Here is an 18,878-nt window from a genome sequence, read left to right as displayed (position 1 = left end):
AAAATAATTCTGAAACAGCATTTTAGCGTTGCTAGATAGAGCTGACAAATTTGTGCCATGAATTGAGCGAAGTTCGCCAAAGTCTGCTATTTAACTGCCATTGGCTATAGCAGAAAACTCTTTATTGGTTGGTCATCAGGACCTTTCTCGGTTTTGTTCCTTCTGCGGGGCCGATAACTCCTGCTTCTTCCAATTCATCCATCAGGCGTGTGGCTCTGTTAAAACCGACTGAGAGACGCCGCTGGAGCATAGAGGCACTGGCCTTCTGTGTTTCCAGCACCAGCGCTTTTGCTTGTGCAAACAGGGGGTCCCCCTGACTGTCTTCAGATCCAGAAAATTCGTCATTTTCTGATACCTCACCCGGATCAAAATTCTCATCGTAGTCTGCTTCAGCCTGATCTTTGACAAAGGTTACGATTCTTTCCACATCGTCATCAGAGATAAAGGATCCTTGCAGGCGGACGGGATGACTCATGCCGATCGGACTAAAAAGCATATCACCGCGTCCCAATAGCTTTTCGGCTCCATTTGCATCAAGAATCGTCCGGCTGTCTGTTCCGCTGGATACGGCAAAAGCGATACGCGACGGAACATTAGCCTTAATCAGCCCGGAAATGACATCAACGGAAGGCCGCTGTGTCGCCAAAATCATGTGAATCCCTGCAGCACGCGCTTTTTGTCCTAAACGGATAATGGCATCTTCCACTTCTTTGCTGGCCACCATCATCAAATCTGCCAGTTCATCTACAATGACAACAATCAGCGGCAATGGAATTTCTTTCTGATCAGATTTAGCATTGTGAGCTTCAACCTTGGCATTATAGCCGTTTATATTTCTGACACCGAGATGACTGAATAGTTCGTAACGGTTTTCCATTTCATCAACGACTTTCTGCAGTGCTTTACTGGCTTTGCGGGGATTGGTAACAACCGGAATCAGCAGATGCGGGATATCATTATAAACAGACAACTCAACCATTTTAGGATCAATCATCATAAATTTGACTTGATCAGGCCGTGCCTTCATCAAAATACTGGCAATAATCCCATTAACCGCAACTGACTTACCGGATCCTGTTGAACCGGCAATAAGCAGGTGAGGCATCCGGGTCAAATCAAAGCTGTGCGCCAGACCATTGACTGCTTTACCCAGCGGCACCTCCAATAATTTGTCCGGATCGGTATCCGCCTGCTCCCAGAGCTCACGAAAACTGACCGTCGCTATTTCAGAATTAGGCACTTCAATTCCCACCAGAGATTTCCCCGGAATCGGAGCCTCAATCCGCACATCATTAGCTGCAAGAGCTAAGGCCAAGTCATCTGCCAGATTAGCGATACGGTTCACACGAACACCTACAGCCGGTTTAACTTCATATTTAGTGACAGAAGGACCTATTTCAGCACGCTCAACACTGACTTTAATCCCAAAACTGGCAAAGGTTTCTTCAAGAATTCTGATGTTTTTGCGCACCAAATTTTTTTCCTTGGATTGATTTTTAGGCTTATCCGGTGCAAATAAATCAATTGAAGGCAGCTGATAGATAAGCGGAGCTTTTGGTGTAAAATCAACCTCAATAGACTCATCACCAGCATCTGCTTCTTCAGCCGGAAAAGTCTGCCCATAGTTATCGTCATCAGCCAGCTGATCCAAATCAAAAGCTGAACTTTCTGGAATTGGGGCAGTTTCGGGGAGGTCAGCGCCATAGCCATTATCATAAGCAATAATCTCAGGTTCTGCCGGATAAGCAGGAGAAGGCACTCCCTGATCTGTTTCGTTTTCCAAAGCAGCCTGCAAAGCTTCTGAAGCTTCTTTTTCGGCCAATTCACGCTCTGCTGCTGCCTTTCTTTCTTCACGTTTTACAAAACGCTCCTGTTTTTTGCGCTCATGCCGGTTCTGTAATTTTTGCAGACTGTTTTTGAAAAAATCTGTAATATCATAGATATCCCAAGGACTCATCAAAAAGAGTCCCAAAAGAATAAAAAGTGCCCCGATTAAGAAAGAGCCGATATTAGAAAAAAGAAAATCAACCGGTTTATATAAAACAGCTCCAATCAGGCCACCGCCTGTAAACTGCTTAACCTGAACATTAAGAAGCTCTTTTAAAAGAACGTTAACTGTTGTTTCAAAAATCGGTTTTCCCCTGTGAGATGCCAGAGAGAAAAAATAGGCATGCCATTCCAGCAGCAGACCGATTAAAGTCACCATAAATCCGCCTATCAGGCCTTCAAATTTCTTCAGCCATTTGAAAGCGAACAGATAGATGAGCACAGCCAAAATAACCAGATAGGCTAAACTCCCTACAAAGATACGCACCAAATTATAGACCGTTACGCCAAAAAAGCCTAAGCGAATAAGACCAAAAAAGAGGACTAGTGCCGTCAGGACAGAAAAGACCATCCTCTTAATCGCTCTTCTTTTTTCTTGTTCTGCTTTTGTCAGCCGCCCTCTTGAGCGGCCTTTCTTTCTGTTCTTTCTTTTTGCCATGATTTTATTATAGCATTTTTGAAGGTTTTTATAAAATGGCGGCTTGAAGCTTTATTCTCAAATAAACAGACCTGAGCAATCATAGATTTCTGCCTGCCCGTTCTTTTTGCTTAGCAGTTTAAATGACTTTCTAAAAAAACTCCGAAAATGATCTCGGAGTTGTCTAGAAACTATTCGGCAAAAAGAGAGTTAGCCTTGTCTTTTTAAATTAAAGCGTACAAAATAAATCATTAATAGCAGGGTTGTTAAAAATGCAATCATAATCAAACTGCTGGCAGAAGCAAGAAAGAAAAAGCTGACCGCAAAACCGCTGGCAAGCAGGAATAATTCTTGCAGACAAAATCTTTTACTAAAGCGGTGTGATTTTTTATTATAGGCCTTATGTAAGAAAAGTGCTCCCAGCAGTAAAAAAATTCCCAAATAAAGCAAGAACAGCGCAAAACCGTTGCTGGCTTCCTGTTCACCTAAAAAACCAAGCGAAACCGTGACAAAGCTCAGACCAAACAAAATCGGATAATGATAATAAATAGCAGCATTACCGGACACACCTGTCTTGTGAGCATCAATCATATGGTCCATTTCCACAATATAGATCATAAAAAGATTGGTGACAATCAGAAAAATCAAAAATGAATCAAATGACAGTTTGCTTCTGTCAAAATAAGGAGCGATGCCTATCAGCATTTCACCAAAAGTGATGATGACCAAAAGAGACAAACGCTCGATCAGATGAGGAAAATTTAAGGGCGTCACCGCCTCCTGCATCACACGTTTCTTAGGTGCTGTTAAGACGCTGGGGAGTAGCCAGGTAACAACAATCCCAGCAGCTCCAACCAGCAGACCAATACGGTAAGGAAGCCAGCCTGCCAGAAATAAAACAGCCGAACGAAGGCCTAAAATATAGAAAAACTGCTTAATAAAATGCCGGTCAGCCGGATTGTCAGTTTTAAAATATTCAGCAACATACTGAAGCAGCAAAATAAAAGAAATAAGGGCGACAGGCAGTATAAATAAAGGGAAATCTGATGACCAGTCTCCTGTAATGGCAGTAGAGGAAACTAAAAGGCAGGCCATCTGAGCGAACATAAACAGAATATTAGTCAGAGAATTGCTGCCAAAGCGATTCGTAAAGACAGTCTGCACCATCCAGGAATTAATAAAAATCATCAAACCAATAAAAAAGGTAAAAAAGGCGTAGGGTCCGACAATACCATGGTGGACATGGTGAATAAGCGAAGTCACCTGACTGATAGCATAAACATAAACCAAATCATAAAAAAGTTCTGTCAGCTCTACTTTTTTATGTTTAATAGGCGACATTGCAGCACTCCTATCTATTTCTTTTAAGCTAAAAACCTTACCAGTTATCATACTCTGCAATAAAAACAGGAGCTGATGCAAAGAGCCCTTCTTTATCAGCCCTTGCTACTGTTTAGGTTTAAGCGTCTACTGCAAAGATGAGTCAAAAAACAGGCCGCCTTGATTGACTAGAGTGCTGGCAGTTAAGCTGATTAACTTTTTGGACTGCACCATTTCTCTGGTCTGCTCCAGATAAGCAGTGAAATGCGGAGTCTGCCGATGTTTTTCATAAGCATCAGCATTTGCATAAATTTCAAAAAAACGCCAAGAAGCAGGACTGTCAGCAAGCCTTGCAGCATACATGGCGAGCACCCCTGGTTCTTCTGCCATCGCTGCTGCCATTTCTTTTGTGACAATATCCCGAAAGTTTTGATTATCTTCAGGCTTGACATCAACTTCAGCCAGTTTGACAGTAAGATCATTTTGTCCGTGAAGGCCAATCGCTTTTTCTTTTTCCTGCAGCCACTGCGGTTCAGTCTGATAAATAAGACGATCGGTCAGATGCTTAGCAGCAAAGCCTGCAAAAGACTGAAAATGCTGGGAAGCAGCATGCGCTTGATAAGCTTCATCATCCTTGTATATTTCAAGAACATAAAAGGTTGTTTTGTCCTCAGGCAAATAACTGCTGTACATGGCCAGAGTCCCCGGTTCTTTTTCGATGGATGTTTGTAAATTATGCTTTCCAATCTCCTTAAAATCTTCTAGCTTATCAGGAGCAGTTTTAAGCTTAAAAATTCTCATAAGAGGCGTTGTAGTCAAATGATTGGTCATTTTTATCTTCCTTACTTTCTATATAATTTAGCGGTAAAATTATGATAAAGGATGGCTTCTCTGTCCGACTGAGAGATAGCCATTTCTTCGACAGCAGTCAAAATCTCATCGGTAGCACCTGCAGGCAGCACACCAAGAGGGGCATCTGTTCCAAAGAACATATGGTCGCAGCCAAAATAGGCAGCTGCCAGATCCAATGCTTTTGCATTCCCCAGAAGGGCCGTGTCAGCATAAAAATTAGTGAAATCTTTAGCCAAATACTCCGGTAAAATACGGTTAATACGTTCAGAAAAATACGGAACCATAGCCCCAGCATGATGCACCAATATCTTTAAATCTGGAAATTCTTGGAAGTATTCCGCTTGGACAATCTGCAGCATGGCCTGTGACAGTTCATATTCCCATGACAGTATGATATTGTTATCCGGCTTGCGCTCATCAAAAACCGGATGCAGCCAAATCGGAAACCCTAACTGAGCACATTTGGCAAAAATAGGTTTAAAGGCCGGATCGGCAACAGACTGCCCTAAATGTCTGGTAAAAAGCTGAATACCTAAAATTTCCTTATGAACCTTGACAAAATCATCCAGCATTAGCAGGCTCTCATCGATATTATTTAACGCCAGCATAGCTACGCCGCCGGCAAAAAGATCAGAATTCTCTTGTACAGTCTGCAGCAGCTCTTCATTAGCTTTTCTAGTTAAAAGAGCGGCTGTTTTTCCGGACATATAGTCCTCCGGATTCAGATTAACATAAGAAATGACCTGACGGACTCCTGCTTTCTTATGCTGCCGTCTCAGTTCCATATTTGTCAAAAGCGGATTCTGAATGAAAGGCTGTTTTTTGGGTAAATCCTGATCCAGCATCAACATTCTTTTGTAAAACTCTGGCAAGAGGACATGGGCAAAAACATCGATGGTCTCCATTAAAAAACTCCTTCTGCTTTATTATCTGCTCCAGATGAGAAACAAGGAAGCAGCAAAATATAAAAGAAAATAAGAAAAATGCAGGGGCAGATTCCATTTTAAGTAGATGCGGCGCATTGTCTCACTCATCCGACCGCTGTTAATCTCTTCCTCACTTTCACCAAATCCTGTTAAACGGTGGGCTGCAAGCAGTAAAAGCAAGGGCAGAACCGCTCCCATTCGTGCCAGCCAAGTACCGGACTGCCAACTAAAAAACAAGGAAAGCACAGCCATTATAAACTGACCAAGCACACAGACAGCATACTGCCTAGGAACTCGTTTCTCCCGCCTGAAGGGGCTGTAATAAGCCGAAAAGCCGTCATATTTAGCGGTTTCCAGCAAATAATTAAAATACCGTCCGATAGTCAGGCAGTATGAGAGCATAAAACCAGCCATCATAGCGGTTAAAACAATCGTCACATCATATAAAAGCATTTTTCTTCCTCGCTTAGCAGCTGTTCCTTCGGTGCTGCATGCAACAGCAGACCATTTATTTCCTCTAATCCTAGCAGAAAGCCGGCTTTTAGAACTAGACTTATATTTTGCATCTGCTGTAAAAGTCAAATAAAAGGACATTTGCGGCATTCCTTAATTCAAGCACCGGTTCACTTTATTATAGCATTTGTAGTCGGCTATAAGTCAAGTTCTGACGGCCATTAAAAAATCCTGTCGTAGATAGTTAAACCGTAGGTTTCAATAATGCGGTTCAGTTTCTCCCCATAAGCTGTATCAGTGGCATAGGTACCGGTTAAGGCAGCTGTCGCTTCCTGATAGGAGCGGGCTGAAGTCTTTCTGACATTTTTATAGATATCTTTTTGAAGAAGCTGGACATAATCCTGCAGGGATTCCTTTTGACTGCCGTAAGAGCGAAAATCAGCATCAACTTGATAGTAATGACCGCTCCCATCATCTTCCAAAGTTGCCATCGTCACCGATTGCCCCATATAATCTCCTTTGATTCCAAAAAAATTAAAATTAGGAGCCTGACTGAGAGCCGACTGACCGCTGTCAGATTCCAGCACGGCTTGAGCGATCATCACTGATGCATACAAATCATTTGCGGCTGCGATTTCCTGAGCGGTGGGGCCGATGGTTTGAATAAAATCAAGAGTGGTTTGGTCTTGAAGAAGGGTTTGATTGGCTGGCTCTGTTTCTTTGTCCCGGTCTAAGTATGCAGCAAAAACAAGTGCCAAAACAGAGAAGAGCAAGATAAAAGTGAGCAGCCTGTTTTTTTGTTTTTTCTTTAATCTTAGTTTTTTCATACAATACTCGCTTTTGATTATAATATGTATTAGTATAACAAAAGTCTCTTAAAAAACCAGTTTAGAAATGCAACAAATCAACTAAAGAATTGGCTGACAAACTGCTGAAACAGAATTTTTTATGTTTTATCGATTTTCCTTTGGCTCGGTCCGCTTTCGCCCTAATGATTTCAATCTTCAGCAGCCCTAAATTTGAATAAAATGGCAGCAAAAAAAGCCAAAATCAGAGAGAGTTCAGTCTCTGATTTTGACTGCAGCAAACTATTGCTATAAAAACCTTGATAAGCTTATTACTGCGCCTTACGCAGAGCTCCAAAGAGAATACCTGATACCACTGCTCCTATCAGCACAAAGAGGATATAAAGGAGCGGATTTGAAGTCAGTGCGATAACAAAGATACCGCCGTGCGGAGCCATCAGCTTAATTCCTGCATAGCCAACAAGCGCTCCCGCCAAAGCCGAGCCAGCCATAAAGCTTGGAATTGCCCGTCCCGGATCAGCTGCTGCAAAAGGAATAGCACCTTCTGTAATGAAAGACAGGCCCATGATGATATTAGTCAGACCGGAATTCCGTTCTTCTTCTGTAAATTTATTTTTGAACAAGAGTGTTGCGACAAAAATAGCCAGCGGCGGTACCATACCGCCTGCCATAACAGCTGCCATAACAACAGATCCGCCATCGGCAATAGAGGCAGCCAGTGTTCCTGTACCAAAGACGTAAGCCGCCTTGTTGAAAGGTCCGCCCATATCAATAGCCATCATGCCGCCGAGAACCAAGCCCATCAAAACGGCCGAGCTGCCCGAAAGGCCTTCAAGGAAATTGTTTAAAGCCGTATTGATTGCCGCCATCGGGATGTTGACAGCAAGCATCAGAAATCCGGTAACAAAAACGCCAAGCAGAGGATAGAGCAAAATAGACTTAATGCCCTCAAGCGAGCGCGGCAGACCGGCAAGCAGTTTTTTCAAGACTAAGATAACACCGCCGGCAAGGAAACCGCCGACAAGAGCGCCGAGAAAACCTGACGGGATAGCATCCGGAATATCACTTGCAGCTGCTGCAAACGGTACTTTCCCAAAAGCCAGACCGGAAGAAGCAATGGCACCAGCGACAAAACCAGCAACAAGACCCGGTTTTTCAGCGATTGAGTAAGCGATATAACCTGCAAGAACTGGCAGCATAAAGTTAAAGGCCACATCTCCGATGCTCTTAAACAAAGCCGCGATTTCATTATAAGAACCAAGATTGCTTAACTGGTCCTGAGGAACCCCCAGCAGGTTATCCAGTAAAAAGGCTAAAGCAATCATAATCCCGCCACCGATGACAAAAGGCAGCATTTGGGAAACACCGCTCATCAGATGCTTATAAAAAGCACTGCCGAGGCCCTGTTTTTCTGCTTTGCTTTCTGCTGCAGAAGCCGTATCTGCAGCAGCATCAGAGGCCGTATAGGTATCCGCCTTGCCTTCAAGGATAATATTCAGCAGCTCTTCGGATTTTTTAATCCCATCAGCAACAGGCCTGGACACTAAAGGCTTACCGCTGAAGCGCGACATTTCAACAGCTTTGTCAGCAGCAATAATAACCCCTTTAGCGCGTTTAATTTCATCATCAGTTAATTTATTGCCGATTCCTGAAGCTCCATTTGTTTCCACGCGGACCTGAACACCCATTTCCTGCCCTTGTTTAATTAAGGCTTCTTCTGCCATATAAGTATGGGCAATCCCTGTTGTGCAGGCTGTAACAGCAACGACAAGCGGCTGATCATCTGATGCCGGTTCACTGGCAGCCGGTGCGGTGGCTTTGCTGTCCTCTTCTGTTTCGTCAAAAACAGCAAGCACTTGATCAGGGCTGGTTACCTGACGCAATTTATCGGCAAAGCCGTCTTTTAAGAGGTATTTTGACAATTCAGCCAAAGCAGCTAAGTGAGTGTCATTAGCACCGTCCGGAGCAGCAATCATAAAGAAAAGATCAACAGGCTGTCCGTCAAGAGCCTCATAGTCCACACCAGCTTGTGATTTTGCAAAAAGAACAGTTGCTTCTTTAACAGCTGCGTTTTTGCTGTGCGGCATCGCAATGCCGTCACCCAAACCGGTCGAAGTCTGTGCCTCACGGTTCATAATCCCTTCTTTAAAAACAGCGAAATCTGTTACAATGCCTTTATCAACCAGTTTTGTAACCATTTCATCAACAGCAGCTTCTTTGGTTACTGCCTGCAAATCAAGAATCATGACTTCTTTTCTCAGTAAGTCTTGAATTTTCATATTTTTTCTACCTCTACTTTTTCATAAGTTTCCTTAATAAACGCGGTGTCTGCCAAATCATCTGAAAAGGTGGTTGCTGTGCCGCAGGCAACTCCCCATTTCAGGGCTTCAAGGAGATTGCCCGTATTGACATATTCACCGGTAAACCCGGCAACCATTGAATCACCGGCACCAACAGAATTTTTCACCTCACCTTTAATCGGCTTAGCAAAATAGCTGACCTCCGGACTGACCAGCAGGGCTCCGTCTCCAGCCATGGAAACAATCACATGCTGAGCACCTTTTTCCAGAAGTTTATGAGCGTACTTTTCAATATCAGCCAGCCCTTCAAGTTTCACTCCAAAAATATCGGCCAATTCATGGTTATTGGGCTTCACCAACAAGGGCTCATAAGCTAGGGCATCCAAAAGTGTTTGACCTTCAAAATCACAGACAATCTGTGCCCCTGTTTTTTTAACTAAAGGAATCAGTTCTTTATAGATTTCATTGCCTAAACTGGTCGGTGCACTTCCAGCAAAAACAACGGTATCCTGATTGGACAGATTAGCGAGAACAGCCTGCAGTTCTGCAGACTTTTGGGCGGAAATAGCAGGACCTGTCCCATTGATTTCTGTCTCTTGGCTGCTTTTGATTTTGACATTAATCCGAGTATCTTCCTCGACCTCAACAAATCGTGTGCTGATTCCTTCTGACAGCAAACCATCTTTGATAAACTGACCGGTAAATCCGCCGATAAAACCAGTCGCTATACTGGCGCAGCCTAAACGCTGAAGAATACGGCTGACGTTAATCCCCTTTCCCCCTGTAAATTTATCGTCGCTTTTCATGCGGTTGACTTCTCCAAGTTCAAGTTTGTCAACGCGGACAATAAAATCGATTGAAGGATTTAAAGTAACTGTGTAAATCATACCTCGAATACCCTCGTTTTCTCTTTAATTTTTTTCATCAAGGTCAGATCGGAATGGTTGGTAATAATCTCAGCCGCTTCAATCCGAGCCACCTTAGCAAATGAAACATGGCCGATTTTGGAAGAGTCTGCTAAAATATAGGACTTTTGAGCATTCTCAATGATGGTTTTTTTGATAACTGCCTCTTCAAGATCAGGTGTAGTCAAAAAAATATCATCTACTCCATTCATTCCCAAAAACGCTTTATCAAAATTGAGCTGGCGGATCTGCTCCACTGCAACATTGCCGATACTGGCATCTGTCGTCGTTTTAACGACACCCCCGATAATAAGGGTATCAATGCCGCGCTCGACTAATTTACTGGCATGGTGAATCGAATTGGTAACAACTTTTATATCATTTTGAAATAGCTCTTCCAAAAGCAATTCGGTTGTTGTTCCTGCATCGATGAAAATAACTTCACCGTCTGCAATAAAGGAAGCCGCTTTCTTAGCAATGTCAGTTTTAAGCTGAACGTTTTTGATAGATTTTTGCTGATTAGTCAGTTCTTCCTGCAGAGAATGCAGGAGCTCAGCTCCGCCGTGCACCCGATGCAGCTTATGCTCATTCTCCAATTCATCTAAATCACGCCGAACAGTTGATTCAGATGTTTTGAGAATAGTCACCAAATTTTCTAAGGTTACAAAACTATCTTTTGAAATTTCTTCCATAATCACTTGTTTGCGTTTCGATTTTAAAATGTGCTCACCCCCTTTTTTTGAAATCGTTTACAGCTTCCATTATACTATTTTTTCAAAATCTGTCAATAGAATTCTGTCATTTTCTTTCAAAATACAAGGATAGTATCAGTTAAGAAGAAAATAGGAAGACGTCTTAGGCTCTTTGTATCTTATGTAAAAATGAGGGGGGGACAGTTGATTAGGGAAGCCGTTATCCCTTGCTTGACAAGGAATAAAAACTTCCAACCAACCGCTGCGCCAAACTCATATGTCTAAAAAAGTAAAATGAGGCAGGAACTTTTGTCCCAGCCTCATTGTCGAAAAAAATAATAGGTTTAAGCAGGTAAGCGTATGAGAATTCTGGTAAAAACACTGATCCGGCAGCTTACAGCAGGTAGCTGGCGGCAGTGTTTTCTTATTTAATCAAAGAGGTAGAATGGACCAGTCGGTTATCACGATCCGGATAAATGTAATTAATGGCCTGAGCTACAGCCGTCGGAGCCTCACCAAAACCCGAAGCAATCAAATCTATTTTTCCTTCATATGCTGCAGCATCTCCAATAGCATAAACACCCGCCTGACTTGTTTCAAAGAGCGGAGAGACCGTAATGCTGGAGCGTTTAAAATCCAGTCCCCAATTTTTGAGATTTTTATTAGAGGTTGAAAAGCCAAAACTGACAATCAAAGCATCTAAATCAAGAGTGAGCATTTCTTCTGACTTGACCTTTTGGATCTTAAGCTGTTCGGCCAGACCATTTTCGCCCTTGATTTCAATTGGAATATAAGGCGTTAAAATCTTAACATCAGAAGTTTGCAGCAGTTCAACACTGTGCTCATGTGCCCGAAAAGCATCACGCCGGTGAACTAAGGTCACACTTTCGGCCATATCTGCTAAATGAAGAGCCCAGTCCACAGCCGAATCACCTCCGCCGCAAATAACAACCTTTTTCCCGGCAAAGGTTTCTAACTGGTGCACATTGTAAAAGAGGTTATGATCAGCATAATCAGCTTCATTTTCCACACCTAAAGTCCGGGGAGCAAAAGCACCGTTGCCGCAGGCAATAATCAGCGCCCGAGAGCGGTGTTCTGCTCTGCTGGTCTGAATCGTAAAAAGGCCTTCTTCCTTAGTAAAGGTTTTAACTTCTTCTTTCAGACAGACTGTGATGCGGTCCTCAAAACGTTCCAGCTGCTTAAGCAGCTGATTCGTCAGGTCAGCTCCGCTGACAGATGGAAAAGCCGGAATATCATAGATTAATTTTTCAGGGTAAAGAACAGCAGGCTGCCCTCCCAATTCCGACAGGCTTTCAATAATTTTGACAGAAACTCCGCGCAGACCGGCATAAAAAGCGGCAAAGAGCCCGACCGGGCCGCCGCCGATAATGGTAATATCATAGATTGCTTCTTCCTTTAGCATTTCCTTCTCCATTCTAAACGATAATTAAGGACTTCCGATAAGGCAGACCGGCAGTCCCAAATTATTTAAACAACATACAGATTTCAAATACCTGCTTAACATCACAGAGCAGGCCCATTTCAGACCTTATACTATAATTAAATCCTTCATTGAGCTTGTTATATATTTAAAGCTTATTCTAGGGCTTCTTTTTTAATCTTAGCCAGAAGCTTCTCAGCCTCATCCGATAGCTGAGCATCTTTTAGCAAATCGGGCCGTCTTTCATAGGTTTTCCGCAGACTCTGCTCCAGCCGCCAACGCCGGATATTTTCATGATGTCCGCTCAGCAGGACATCCGGAACTTGCAAGCCCCGAAAATCGTATGGACGGGTATACTGGGGATATTCCAGCAAACCAGTCGAAAAAGAATCGTCCTGATGACTGGCTGTTTTCCCAAGAACGTCGGGAAGCAGGCGGACAGTCGCATCTATGACAGCCATGGCAGCCAGCTCCCCGCCGGTCAAAACAAAATCCCCCAGAGAAATCTCGTCCGTCACTAAGGTCTTAATACGTTCATCAAAACCTTCATAATGGCCGCAAATAAAGATGAGTTCTTTTTCTTCTGCCAGTTCCTCTGCATAAGCCTGACTGAAGGGCTTTCCAGCGGGATCCAGCAAAATAATTCGCGGGTGCTCTGCTTTTATGTTTTCGACAGCTGTAAAGACAGGCTGAGCTCGCAGCAGCATTCCCTGTCCGCCGCCATATGGCTCGTCATCAACATGGCGGGCATTCTCTGCCTGTTGGCGGAAATTATGGTAATGAACTTCCAGCAGGCCCTTATCCTTGGCTTTACCGAGAATAGAATGTTCTAAAGGCGCAAACATCTCCGGAAAAAGGGTTAAGATATCAATTTTCATCATCCAGTCCTTCCAAAAGATTAACAGCCACACGGCCGGCTTTGCTGTCGACATTTAGGATTACTGACGGAATATAAGGAAGCAGTAAATCCCGCTTGCCTTTGCGCTTAACAACCCAGACATCATTAGCACCGGGCTGGAGAATTTCTGAGATGCGTCCAATAAACACGTCCTTTTCATAAACGTCAAGACCGATGATTTCATGATAATAAAATTCACCCTCCTCGAGTTCCGAAAGATTGTCTTGGGCAACTTTCAGTGAAAATCCTTTATACTGTTCCACATCATTGATATGATACAAGCCCTTAAATTTGATAATATCAAAATTTTTTTGCTGACGGTGGCTGGCAATCTCTACATCTCTGATAAAACGGTCTTGATCATCAAACAGAGCCAGAACAGCTCCCTTTTTGAAACGCTCCTCAGCAAAATCAGTGACACTAAGTACCCTCATTTCCCCTTGAAGCCCTTGAGTATTAACAATTTTTCCGACATTAAAATAGTTCATTTTCCGCTCCGCTGTGCTTAGTTTTGCTTATTAACCTCTAATGCAAAAGAAAAGACAGGCCAGGCCTGCCAAAAGACTTTCACTGGGGTAGCTGGATTCGAACCAACGCATGAGGGAGTCAAAGTCCCTTGCCTTACCGCTTGGCTATACCCCAAAACTCACCTACTATTTTAGGCCAATCGCTCGTTTTTGTCAAGAGCTCATCAAAAAGTATTCTGTTTTAAGGCACTGCCTCCAATCCAAGTCAGTAAAAAACTTTCTATCAGAGACAGTGCTAAAAACAGAAAAATTTATTTCTCGTCAATAACCAGCCTTACTTTTTTTCCTTGAGTAGGGACTGAATAAACAATTGATCTTATTGCTGTGATTGTACGGCCTTTTTTGCCGATGACTCGGCCGATATCCTGAGTATCCAAATCCAGATGGTACTCAAGGAAATCCGGAGTGTCCTGAATCCTGATTGTAAATAAATCAGGCTGTGAAATTAAGGGTTTCACAATAGCAATAATCAGATTTTCGATAGTATCCATAAGCTTACATTATTTTTTTAATTTTGATTCATGGAATTTCTGCATAATTCCGGCTTTTGAAAGAATACTGCGAACAGTATCTGAAGGCTGAGCTCCTTTAGACAGCCAGTCAAGAATACGTTCTTCTTTAAGTGTTACTTGATTGTCTTCAACGAGCGGATTGTAAGTGCCGACAGTTTCGATGAAACGGCCGTCGCGCGGAGAGCGGGAATCAGCTACATTGATACGATAGAAAGGTTTTTTCTTAGAACCCATGCGTGTTAAACGAATTTTTACTGCCATGTATTAAAATCTCTTTTCTAAATGTAAAATAATGAATCAAGTTACCAGTTTCTGGCAAACCCGTCTTATCTATTGTAGCATAAAAAACAGAGGTGTCAAGTTTTTTTCTTGACACCTCTGTTTTTTATAACAATTTCTTTAACAGCCGGCCGCCGTAAATCCAAAAATACCCATAGGCCACAATAGAAAACGGCTTACAGAGCAGGATAAGCCTGATAAAACGGCTGTATGACATACTGGTGAGCCCTGTCACCATGACCATGATATCAGCCGGTGAAACGGGAGAGAGCATATTTAAAATAAAGAATTTTTCATAAGTCGGCGTAAAGAGCATTTTTTCGTAGTGGTGAAACTGCTTTTCTGTCACAAATAGAAAGATGAATTTCCTGCCGAAATGACGTGTCAGAGCAAACAAAATGACACTGCCAATCACAATGCCCAGATAATTCAGAATAAAACCAAGCACCGGACCAAAGGCCAAAAAACCGACAACTGTTGTCACACCGCCAGGTATAATTGGAATAACAACCTGAATAATCTGCAGCAGGAAAAAAAGCAAAGCGCCTAAAAGCAGACGTTCCTGTAAGAGCTTAGTTAAGGCATCCGGATTATTTAAAATATTTAAACCTTTAAATAGATAAACAAGAAAAGCAACCGTTACAAAAAGAGACAGCCAGCCGATTAATTTAAAAATTCTCTGCCAAGTATGATAAGACATCGCACTCCCTTTAACAAGATACAAAGCCCGTTAAAAACGCAAAAGGAAAATAGGGGACTGGCTGACGAATCGCCAGATTCTAAGTCAGGACATCTTTTTCCCGCAGCGTTTAGGGCGTGTTCAATTAACAAGATACAAAGCCCGTTAAAAGAGCAAAGCAAAAATGACGGTAAGCCAGAAATCTTCGATTTCGTCGGCGCACCTCTGCCAGGACGGCTAGAAGGGTGCGGCAGGCTGTTAAGACTGCAAAGCCTTCAGACGGCTACGGCTAGCTAACTTGAAATCAATTCTAAACTTAGCTATATCTTTTTTGCAAAGAGCTTAGGGCGTGTTCAATTCACAAGATACAAAGCCCGTTAAAAGCTCTCAGCAAAAATAGGAGGCTGACCGCTGAGTCATTAAAGACTCAAGGGAAGGCTATCTTTTTTGCAAAGAGCTTAGGGCGTGTTCAATTCCTCAATTATTCGTACCGTAAGGCTTCAATCGGATTCAGTTTGCTTGCTTTATTGGCAGGCAAAATTCCAAAAACAATTCCGATAAAAGCTGAGAAGATAATACTGATAACAACAACCTGAAGCGACACTTCGGGGATAATCTGCTGTGCTTTCAAAGGGTCTTTTAAAGCCTGAACGCCGACATAAGCCAAAAGCAGGCCGATAAAACCGCCTAAAATGGTTAAAACCATAGACTCGATCAAAAATTGGCTCAGTATTTTCCCGCGTGTGGCCCCTAATGCTTTACGCAAACCGATTTCCCGTGTTCTCTCGGTGACCGAAACCAGCATAATATTCATCACACCGATACCGCCGACAAGCAAGGAGATCCCGGCAATAACACCAAAGGCCAGTGTGTACATTGAAGCCAGCTGGTTGGCTTGGGCAATAATACTGTCCATATTGAAGTTTTCATAAAAACCGTCCTTGGCACCAGAAAGTTTTGTCAGCTCATTGCCAGCTTGTTTGCCGATTGTATTGGCCTTGCTGACATCATCAATATGGAAATAGACTTGATCATTTTCTTTCACACCAAATTCACTGGCCAGCTGAGTATTGGTCATAATAGCATTGCCGCCTGACGTTGTACTGTATGCATTATTGGCATTTTCATCCTTATAGACGCCGACAACTAAATAACTTTTATTCGCTAAATCAACAACTTGATTTAAAGCTGCCTCACTGTCACCAAAAAGCTGCTTGGCCAAACGCTCATCAAGCATGATGATACGGGCAAATGTTCGGTAGTCACTCTCATTAAAGGGGCGGCCTGCCAAAATTTTAAACTTCTGAATGGTAAGATAAGTCCTGTTAATTCCTGTTATATTAACATTAGCAACCGTCTTTTTCCCATAGGACACACCTGATGTTGTATTATTTGTAACATAATAGCCAGAAATACCATCAATATTCTGAGCGACCTGCTGTACCCATTCTTCTTTCAAAGTTGGTGCTTTTTCTGATAAAGCTGTACTGTCACCTGAATAATAAGGGTCTTCTTCAGCTTTCTTTTGTTCAGCTGTTTTATAGTAGACATTTAAATTTTTTTGGCTTTGGTAAACTTGACTATTAATCCCGTTCTGCAGTCCTTTTCCTAAGGCCATAATGAGAACAACGGAAGCGACACCGATAATAATTCCCAGCATAGTTAAGAAAGAACGCATTTTGTGCCCCATAATTGAACTAAGGGCAAATTTCCAATTCTCCATTTCCCCCTCCTTAGTCAATTCTGACACTGTCTGTTGTGTCGGTGCTGATTTCACCGTCCCGGATAACAATCCGGCGGCCGGCAAACTCAGCAATCTCGGGTTCATGTGTTACCATAATAATGGTTTTGCCTTCTTGATTGAGCTCTGTCAGCAGTTCCATAATCTGCTGGCCGGTCTTGGTATCAAGCGCACCGGTTGGTTCGTCAGCCAGAATAATCGCCGGATCATTAACCAAAGCTCGAGCAATAGCGACTCTTTGCTTTTGACCCCCGGATAATTCGGACGGCAGATGTTTGATGCGGTCCGTCAGTTCAACTTTCTCTAAAAACTGCTGGGCCAGCTTTCGGCGCTGTCCGACACCTACTCCTGCATATATTAAAGGCAGTTCAACATTTTGTAGAGCGTTTAATTTTGAAAGCAGGAAGAATTGCTGGAAAACAAAGCCGATTTCTTCATTGCGTACAGCTGCCAGTTTTTTATCTGTCAGTTTTTCAACCTGATTGTCATTTAAGCTGTAGTCGCCTGAAGTCGGCCGGTCAAGCAGGCCGATGATATTCATTAAGGTGGACTTTCCTGAACCCGAAGGTCCCATAATTGCCAGAAATTCTCCTTCATCAACTTTCAGGTCTATCCCCTTTAAAACTTGTAATTCCTGATCGCCGTTTTTATAGGATTTGGTGATTTGATGCAGATTGATTAATTGTTTTCTATCCTTTGTCATCTCTTCACCTCTTACTTGTCTTTAGCAGAATCGGTATCTCCTGACACGGTATTTTCAACTTTCTGGCCGTCTTTAAAGTCCTTATCAGGATTTTCGATAATGATTTGACCAAGTTCTAAACCACCTGTAATTTCCTGTGATTTGGCATCAGCATTTCCCAAGCTGACTTCGGTCTTTTTAATCTTAGAGGAACTGTCATCATAAACCCAGACATAGTTTTTATCCCCTTCACTGACCAGAGCTTTCAGCGGCACCAAGATATGTTTGCTGTCGTCCGTCACTTCAACAGAAACGCTGAAGCCCTGTTTTAAGTCATTGAGCGGACTGGTGATATCAGCCCTATATTCATAGCTCGCTCCGCTTGATCCGCCGGAAGAATTGGAGCTGCCGGATGAGTTGCTGGCTGCATTGCCTGAACTGCCGGAGTCTTTTGGATAATTGGAAATATGGGAAATCGTTCCCGTCCATTCTTGATCAGGGTAGACTTTAGAAGTGATTTTGACTTGCTGGCCATTGCTGATATTAGCCAAATCATATTCTGTCAGAGTCCCTTCAATCCGCAGCTGTCCTTCTGTAACAACATGAACCAGAGTCTGACTTTCTTTTGAGGACGGATCAACATCACGATTCACTTCAACAACAGTTCCTGTCACATCGCTGGTAATAATTGTCTGATTAAGAGCTGTCTGCGCTTTTGTAATTTCATTTTGGGCATCTGCATAAGAATCGTTAAGTTCCTGAAGCTGCTGATTATAATTAGCGGTTGCCTGCTGTGTCGGAGGTACAGTCGTCGTTGTTGTTTCTCCCGTCTCTTCATCCACTGATGTTTCTGTCGTCGGCAGATTGCCGTAGGTTTTCAGATACTCGATCTGACGGGCAATTTTGTTGGCGGATCTGACAGCACTGTCATAGGCTGCCTGAGCTGTAGTCGCATCGTACTGAACCAGCTGCTGGCCGGCTGTAACCTGATCGCCTACGGAAACATTGACTGTTGCCTGAGTGCCCTTGCTGCTGTCAAAGTAAACATACTGCTCTGAAGTCGCCTTAACCGTTCCTGACAGCAGGGTCGTTGAGTTCACGTTGCCTTCTGCAGCATTGACCAAAGAATATTCTTTAGATGCAGAACTGGACTGCGAGCTTGTCTGCTGCAGATACAGTATGACACCTATTATCAGGACACAGGCGGCTGCGGCTCCCCAGATTATTCCCTTTGTTCTTTTGCTTAATTTCTTAGCACTTCTTTTCTTGGTCATAATGCCTCCTATAGTATTGTATTATATCATTAAGACAAGTATAAAATCTTTTTGCCATCTTGTCAAGAAAAATTTAACAGTGCAAAAGATTTCACCGGCTCTTCATCACCCTTACCTTTTGCTACAC

At 42.9% G+C, this 18,878-nt stretch carries 18 protein-coding genes and 1 tRNA gene; all 19 read right to left on the bottom strand.

The window, feature by feature from the left end:
* Positions 1-121: 121 nt before the first annotated feature.
* Entirely contained in the window at positions 122-2,485 is a 2,364-nt protein-coding gene (locus AB3329_RS05330; RefSeq protein WP_368394693.1) for a DNA translocase FtsK, read from the bottom strand.
* A 189-nt stretch (positions 2,486-2,674) separates the two neighbouring features.
* Positions 2,675-3,805, bottom strand: a complete 1,131-nt coding sequence (locus AB3329_RS05325) for a low temperature requirement protein A (protein ID WP_368394692.1) — start codon at positions 3,803-3,805, stop codon at positions 2,675-2,677.
* Between the two features lie 126 nt (positions 3,806-3,931).
* On the bottom strand, positions 3,932-4,615 hold the full coding sequence (locus AB3329_RS05320; protein WP_368394691.1) for a putative quinol monooxygenase: 684 nt from the start codon (positions 4,613-4,615) through the stop codon (positions 3,932-3,934).
* A gap of 11 nt (positions 4,616-4,626) precedes the next feature.
* A complete protein-coding gene (locus AB3329_RS05315) occupies positions 4,627-5,541 on the bottom strand; it encodes an amidohydrolase family protein (RefSeq protein ID WP_368394690.1) in 915 nt (304 codons plus the stop codon).
* A gap of 21 nt (positions 5,542-5,562) precedes the next feature.
* Positions 5,563-6,015 carry a hypothetical protein gene (locus tag AB3329_RS05310; RefSeq protein ID WP_368394689.1) on the bottom strand — a complete coding sequence of 151 codons (453 nt, stop codon included), beginning with the start codon at positions 6,013-6,015 and terminating at the stop codon, positions 5,563-5,565.
* Between the two features lie 221 nt (positions 6,016-6,236).
* Positions 6,237-6,842 (bottom strand): glucosaminidase domain-containing protein, encoded by a 606-nt coding sequence (locus AB3329_RS05305; RefSeq protein WP_368394688.1) that lies wholly within the window; start codon positions 6,840-6,842, stop codon positions 6,237-6,239.
* A gap of 290 nt (positions 6,843-7,132) precedes the next feature.
* Entirely contained in the window at positions 7,133-9,100 is a 1,968-nt protein-coding gene (locus AB3329_RS05300) for a PTS fructose transporter subunit IIABC (protein WP_368394687.1), read from the bottom strand.
* On the bottom strand, positions 9,097-10,008 hold the full coding sequence (gene pfkB, locus AB3329_RS05295; protein ID WP_368394686.1) for a 1-phosphofructokinase: 912 nt from the start codon (positions 10,006-10,008) through the stop codon (positions 9,097-9,099). Before pfkB ends, AB3329_RS05300 begins: the two co-directional genes overlap by 4 nt.
* Positions 10,005-10,748, bottom strand: a complete 744-nt coding sequence (locus tag AB3329_RS05290) for a DeoR/GlpR family DNA-binding transcription regulator (RefSeq protein WP_257722090.1) — start codon at positions 10,746-10,748, stop codon at positions 10,005-10,007. The genes pfkB and AB3329_RS05290 overlap by 4 nt, the downstream gene beginning before the upstream one ends.
* 394 nt (positions 10,749-11,142) lie before the next feature.
* The gene (locus AB3329_RS05285) at positions 11,143-12,153 is read right to left on the bottom strand and encodes an NAD(P)/FAD-dependent oxidoreductase (protein ID WP_368394685.1); all 1,011 of its coding nucleotides are present in this window, start codon (positions 12,151-12,153) and stop codon (positions 11,143-11,145) included.
* 161 nt (positions 12,154-12,314) lie between these two features.
* Complete coding sequence (gene trmD, locus AB3329_RS05280) at positions 12,315-13,037, bottom strand: tRNA (guanosine(37)-N1)-methyltransferase TrmD (protein ID WP_067060542.1); 723 nt, start codon at positions 13,035-13,037, stop codon at positions 12,315-12,317.
* Positions 13,027-13,545, bottom strand: a complete 519-nt coding sequence (gene rimM, locus AB3329_RS05275) for a ribosome maturation factor RimM (RefSeq protein ID WP_368394684.1) — start codon at positions 13,543-13,545, stop codon at positions 13,027-13,029. The genes trmD and rimM overlap by 11 nt, the downstream gene beginning before the upstream one ends.
* A gap of 82 nt (positions 13,546-13,627) precedes the next feature.
* Positions 13,628-13,699: transfer RNA gene (locus AB3329_RS05270), tRNA-Gln, on the bottom strand.
* 136 nt (positions 13,700-13,835) lie between these two features.
* Complete coding sequence (locus AB3329_RS05265; RefSeq protein WP_368394683.1) at positions 13,836-14,075, bottom strand: KH domain-containing protein; 240 nt, start codon at positions 14,073-14,075, stop codon at positions 13,836-13,838.
* Between the two features lie 9 nt (positions 14,076-14,084).
* The gene (gene rpsP, locus AB3329_RS05260; protein WP_368394682.1) at positions 14,085-14,357 is read right to left on the bottom strand and encodes a 30S ribosomal protein S16; all 273 of its coding nucleotides are present in this window, start codon (positions 14,355-14,357) and stop codon (positions 14,085-14,087) included.
* Between the two features lie 124 nt (positions 14,358-14,481).
* A complete protein-coding gene (locus tag AB3329_RS05255; RefSeq protein WP_368394681.1) occupies positions 14,482-15,075 on the bottom strand; it encodes a VTT domain-containing protein in 594 nt (197 codons plus the stop codon).
* Between the two features lie 460 nt (positions 15,076-15,535).
* Positions 15,536-16,777, bottom strand: coding sequence for an ABC transporter permease (locus tag AB3329_RS05250; protein WP_368394680.1), 1,242 nt, complete (start codon positions 16,775-16,777; stop codon positions 15,536-15,538).
* A gap of 10 nt (positions 16,778-16,787) precedes the next feature.
* A complete protein-coding gene (locus tag AB3329_RS05245; protein ID WP_368394679.1) occupies positions 16,788-17,498 on the bottom strand; it encodes an ABC transporter ATP-binding protein in 711 nt (236 codons plus the stop codon).
* Positions 17,499-17,509: 11 nt separating this feature from the next.
* The gene (locus AB3329_RS05240; protein WP_368394678.1) at positions 17,510-18,751 is read right to left on the bottom strand and encodes an efflux RND transporter periplasmic adaptor subunit; all 1,242 of its coding nucleotides are present in this window, start codon (positions 18,749-18,751) and stop codon (positions 17,510-17,512) included.
* Positions 18,752-18,878 lie beyond the last annotated feature (127 nt).

Source organism: Streptococcus huangxiaojuni (assembly GCF_040930515.1).
GTDB lineage: Bacteria > Bacillota > Bacilli > Lactobacillales > Streptococcaceae > Streptococcus > Streptococcus huangxiaojuni.
Note: the sequence above shows the minus strand (reverse complement) of the source record. Positions and strands in the feature narration are given on the sequence as shown.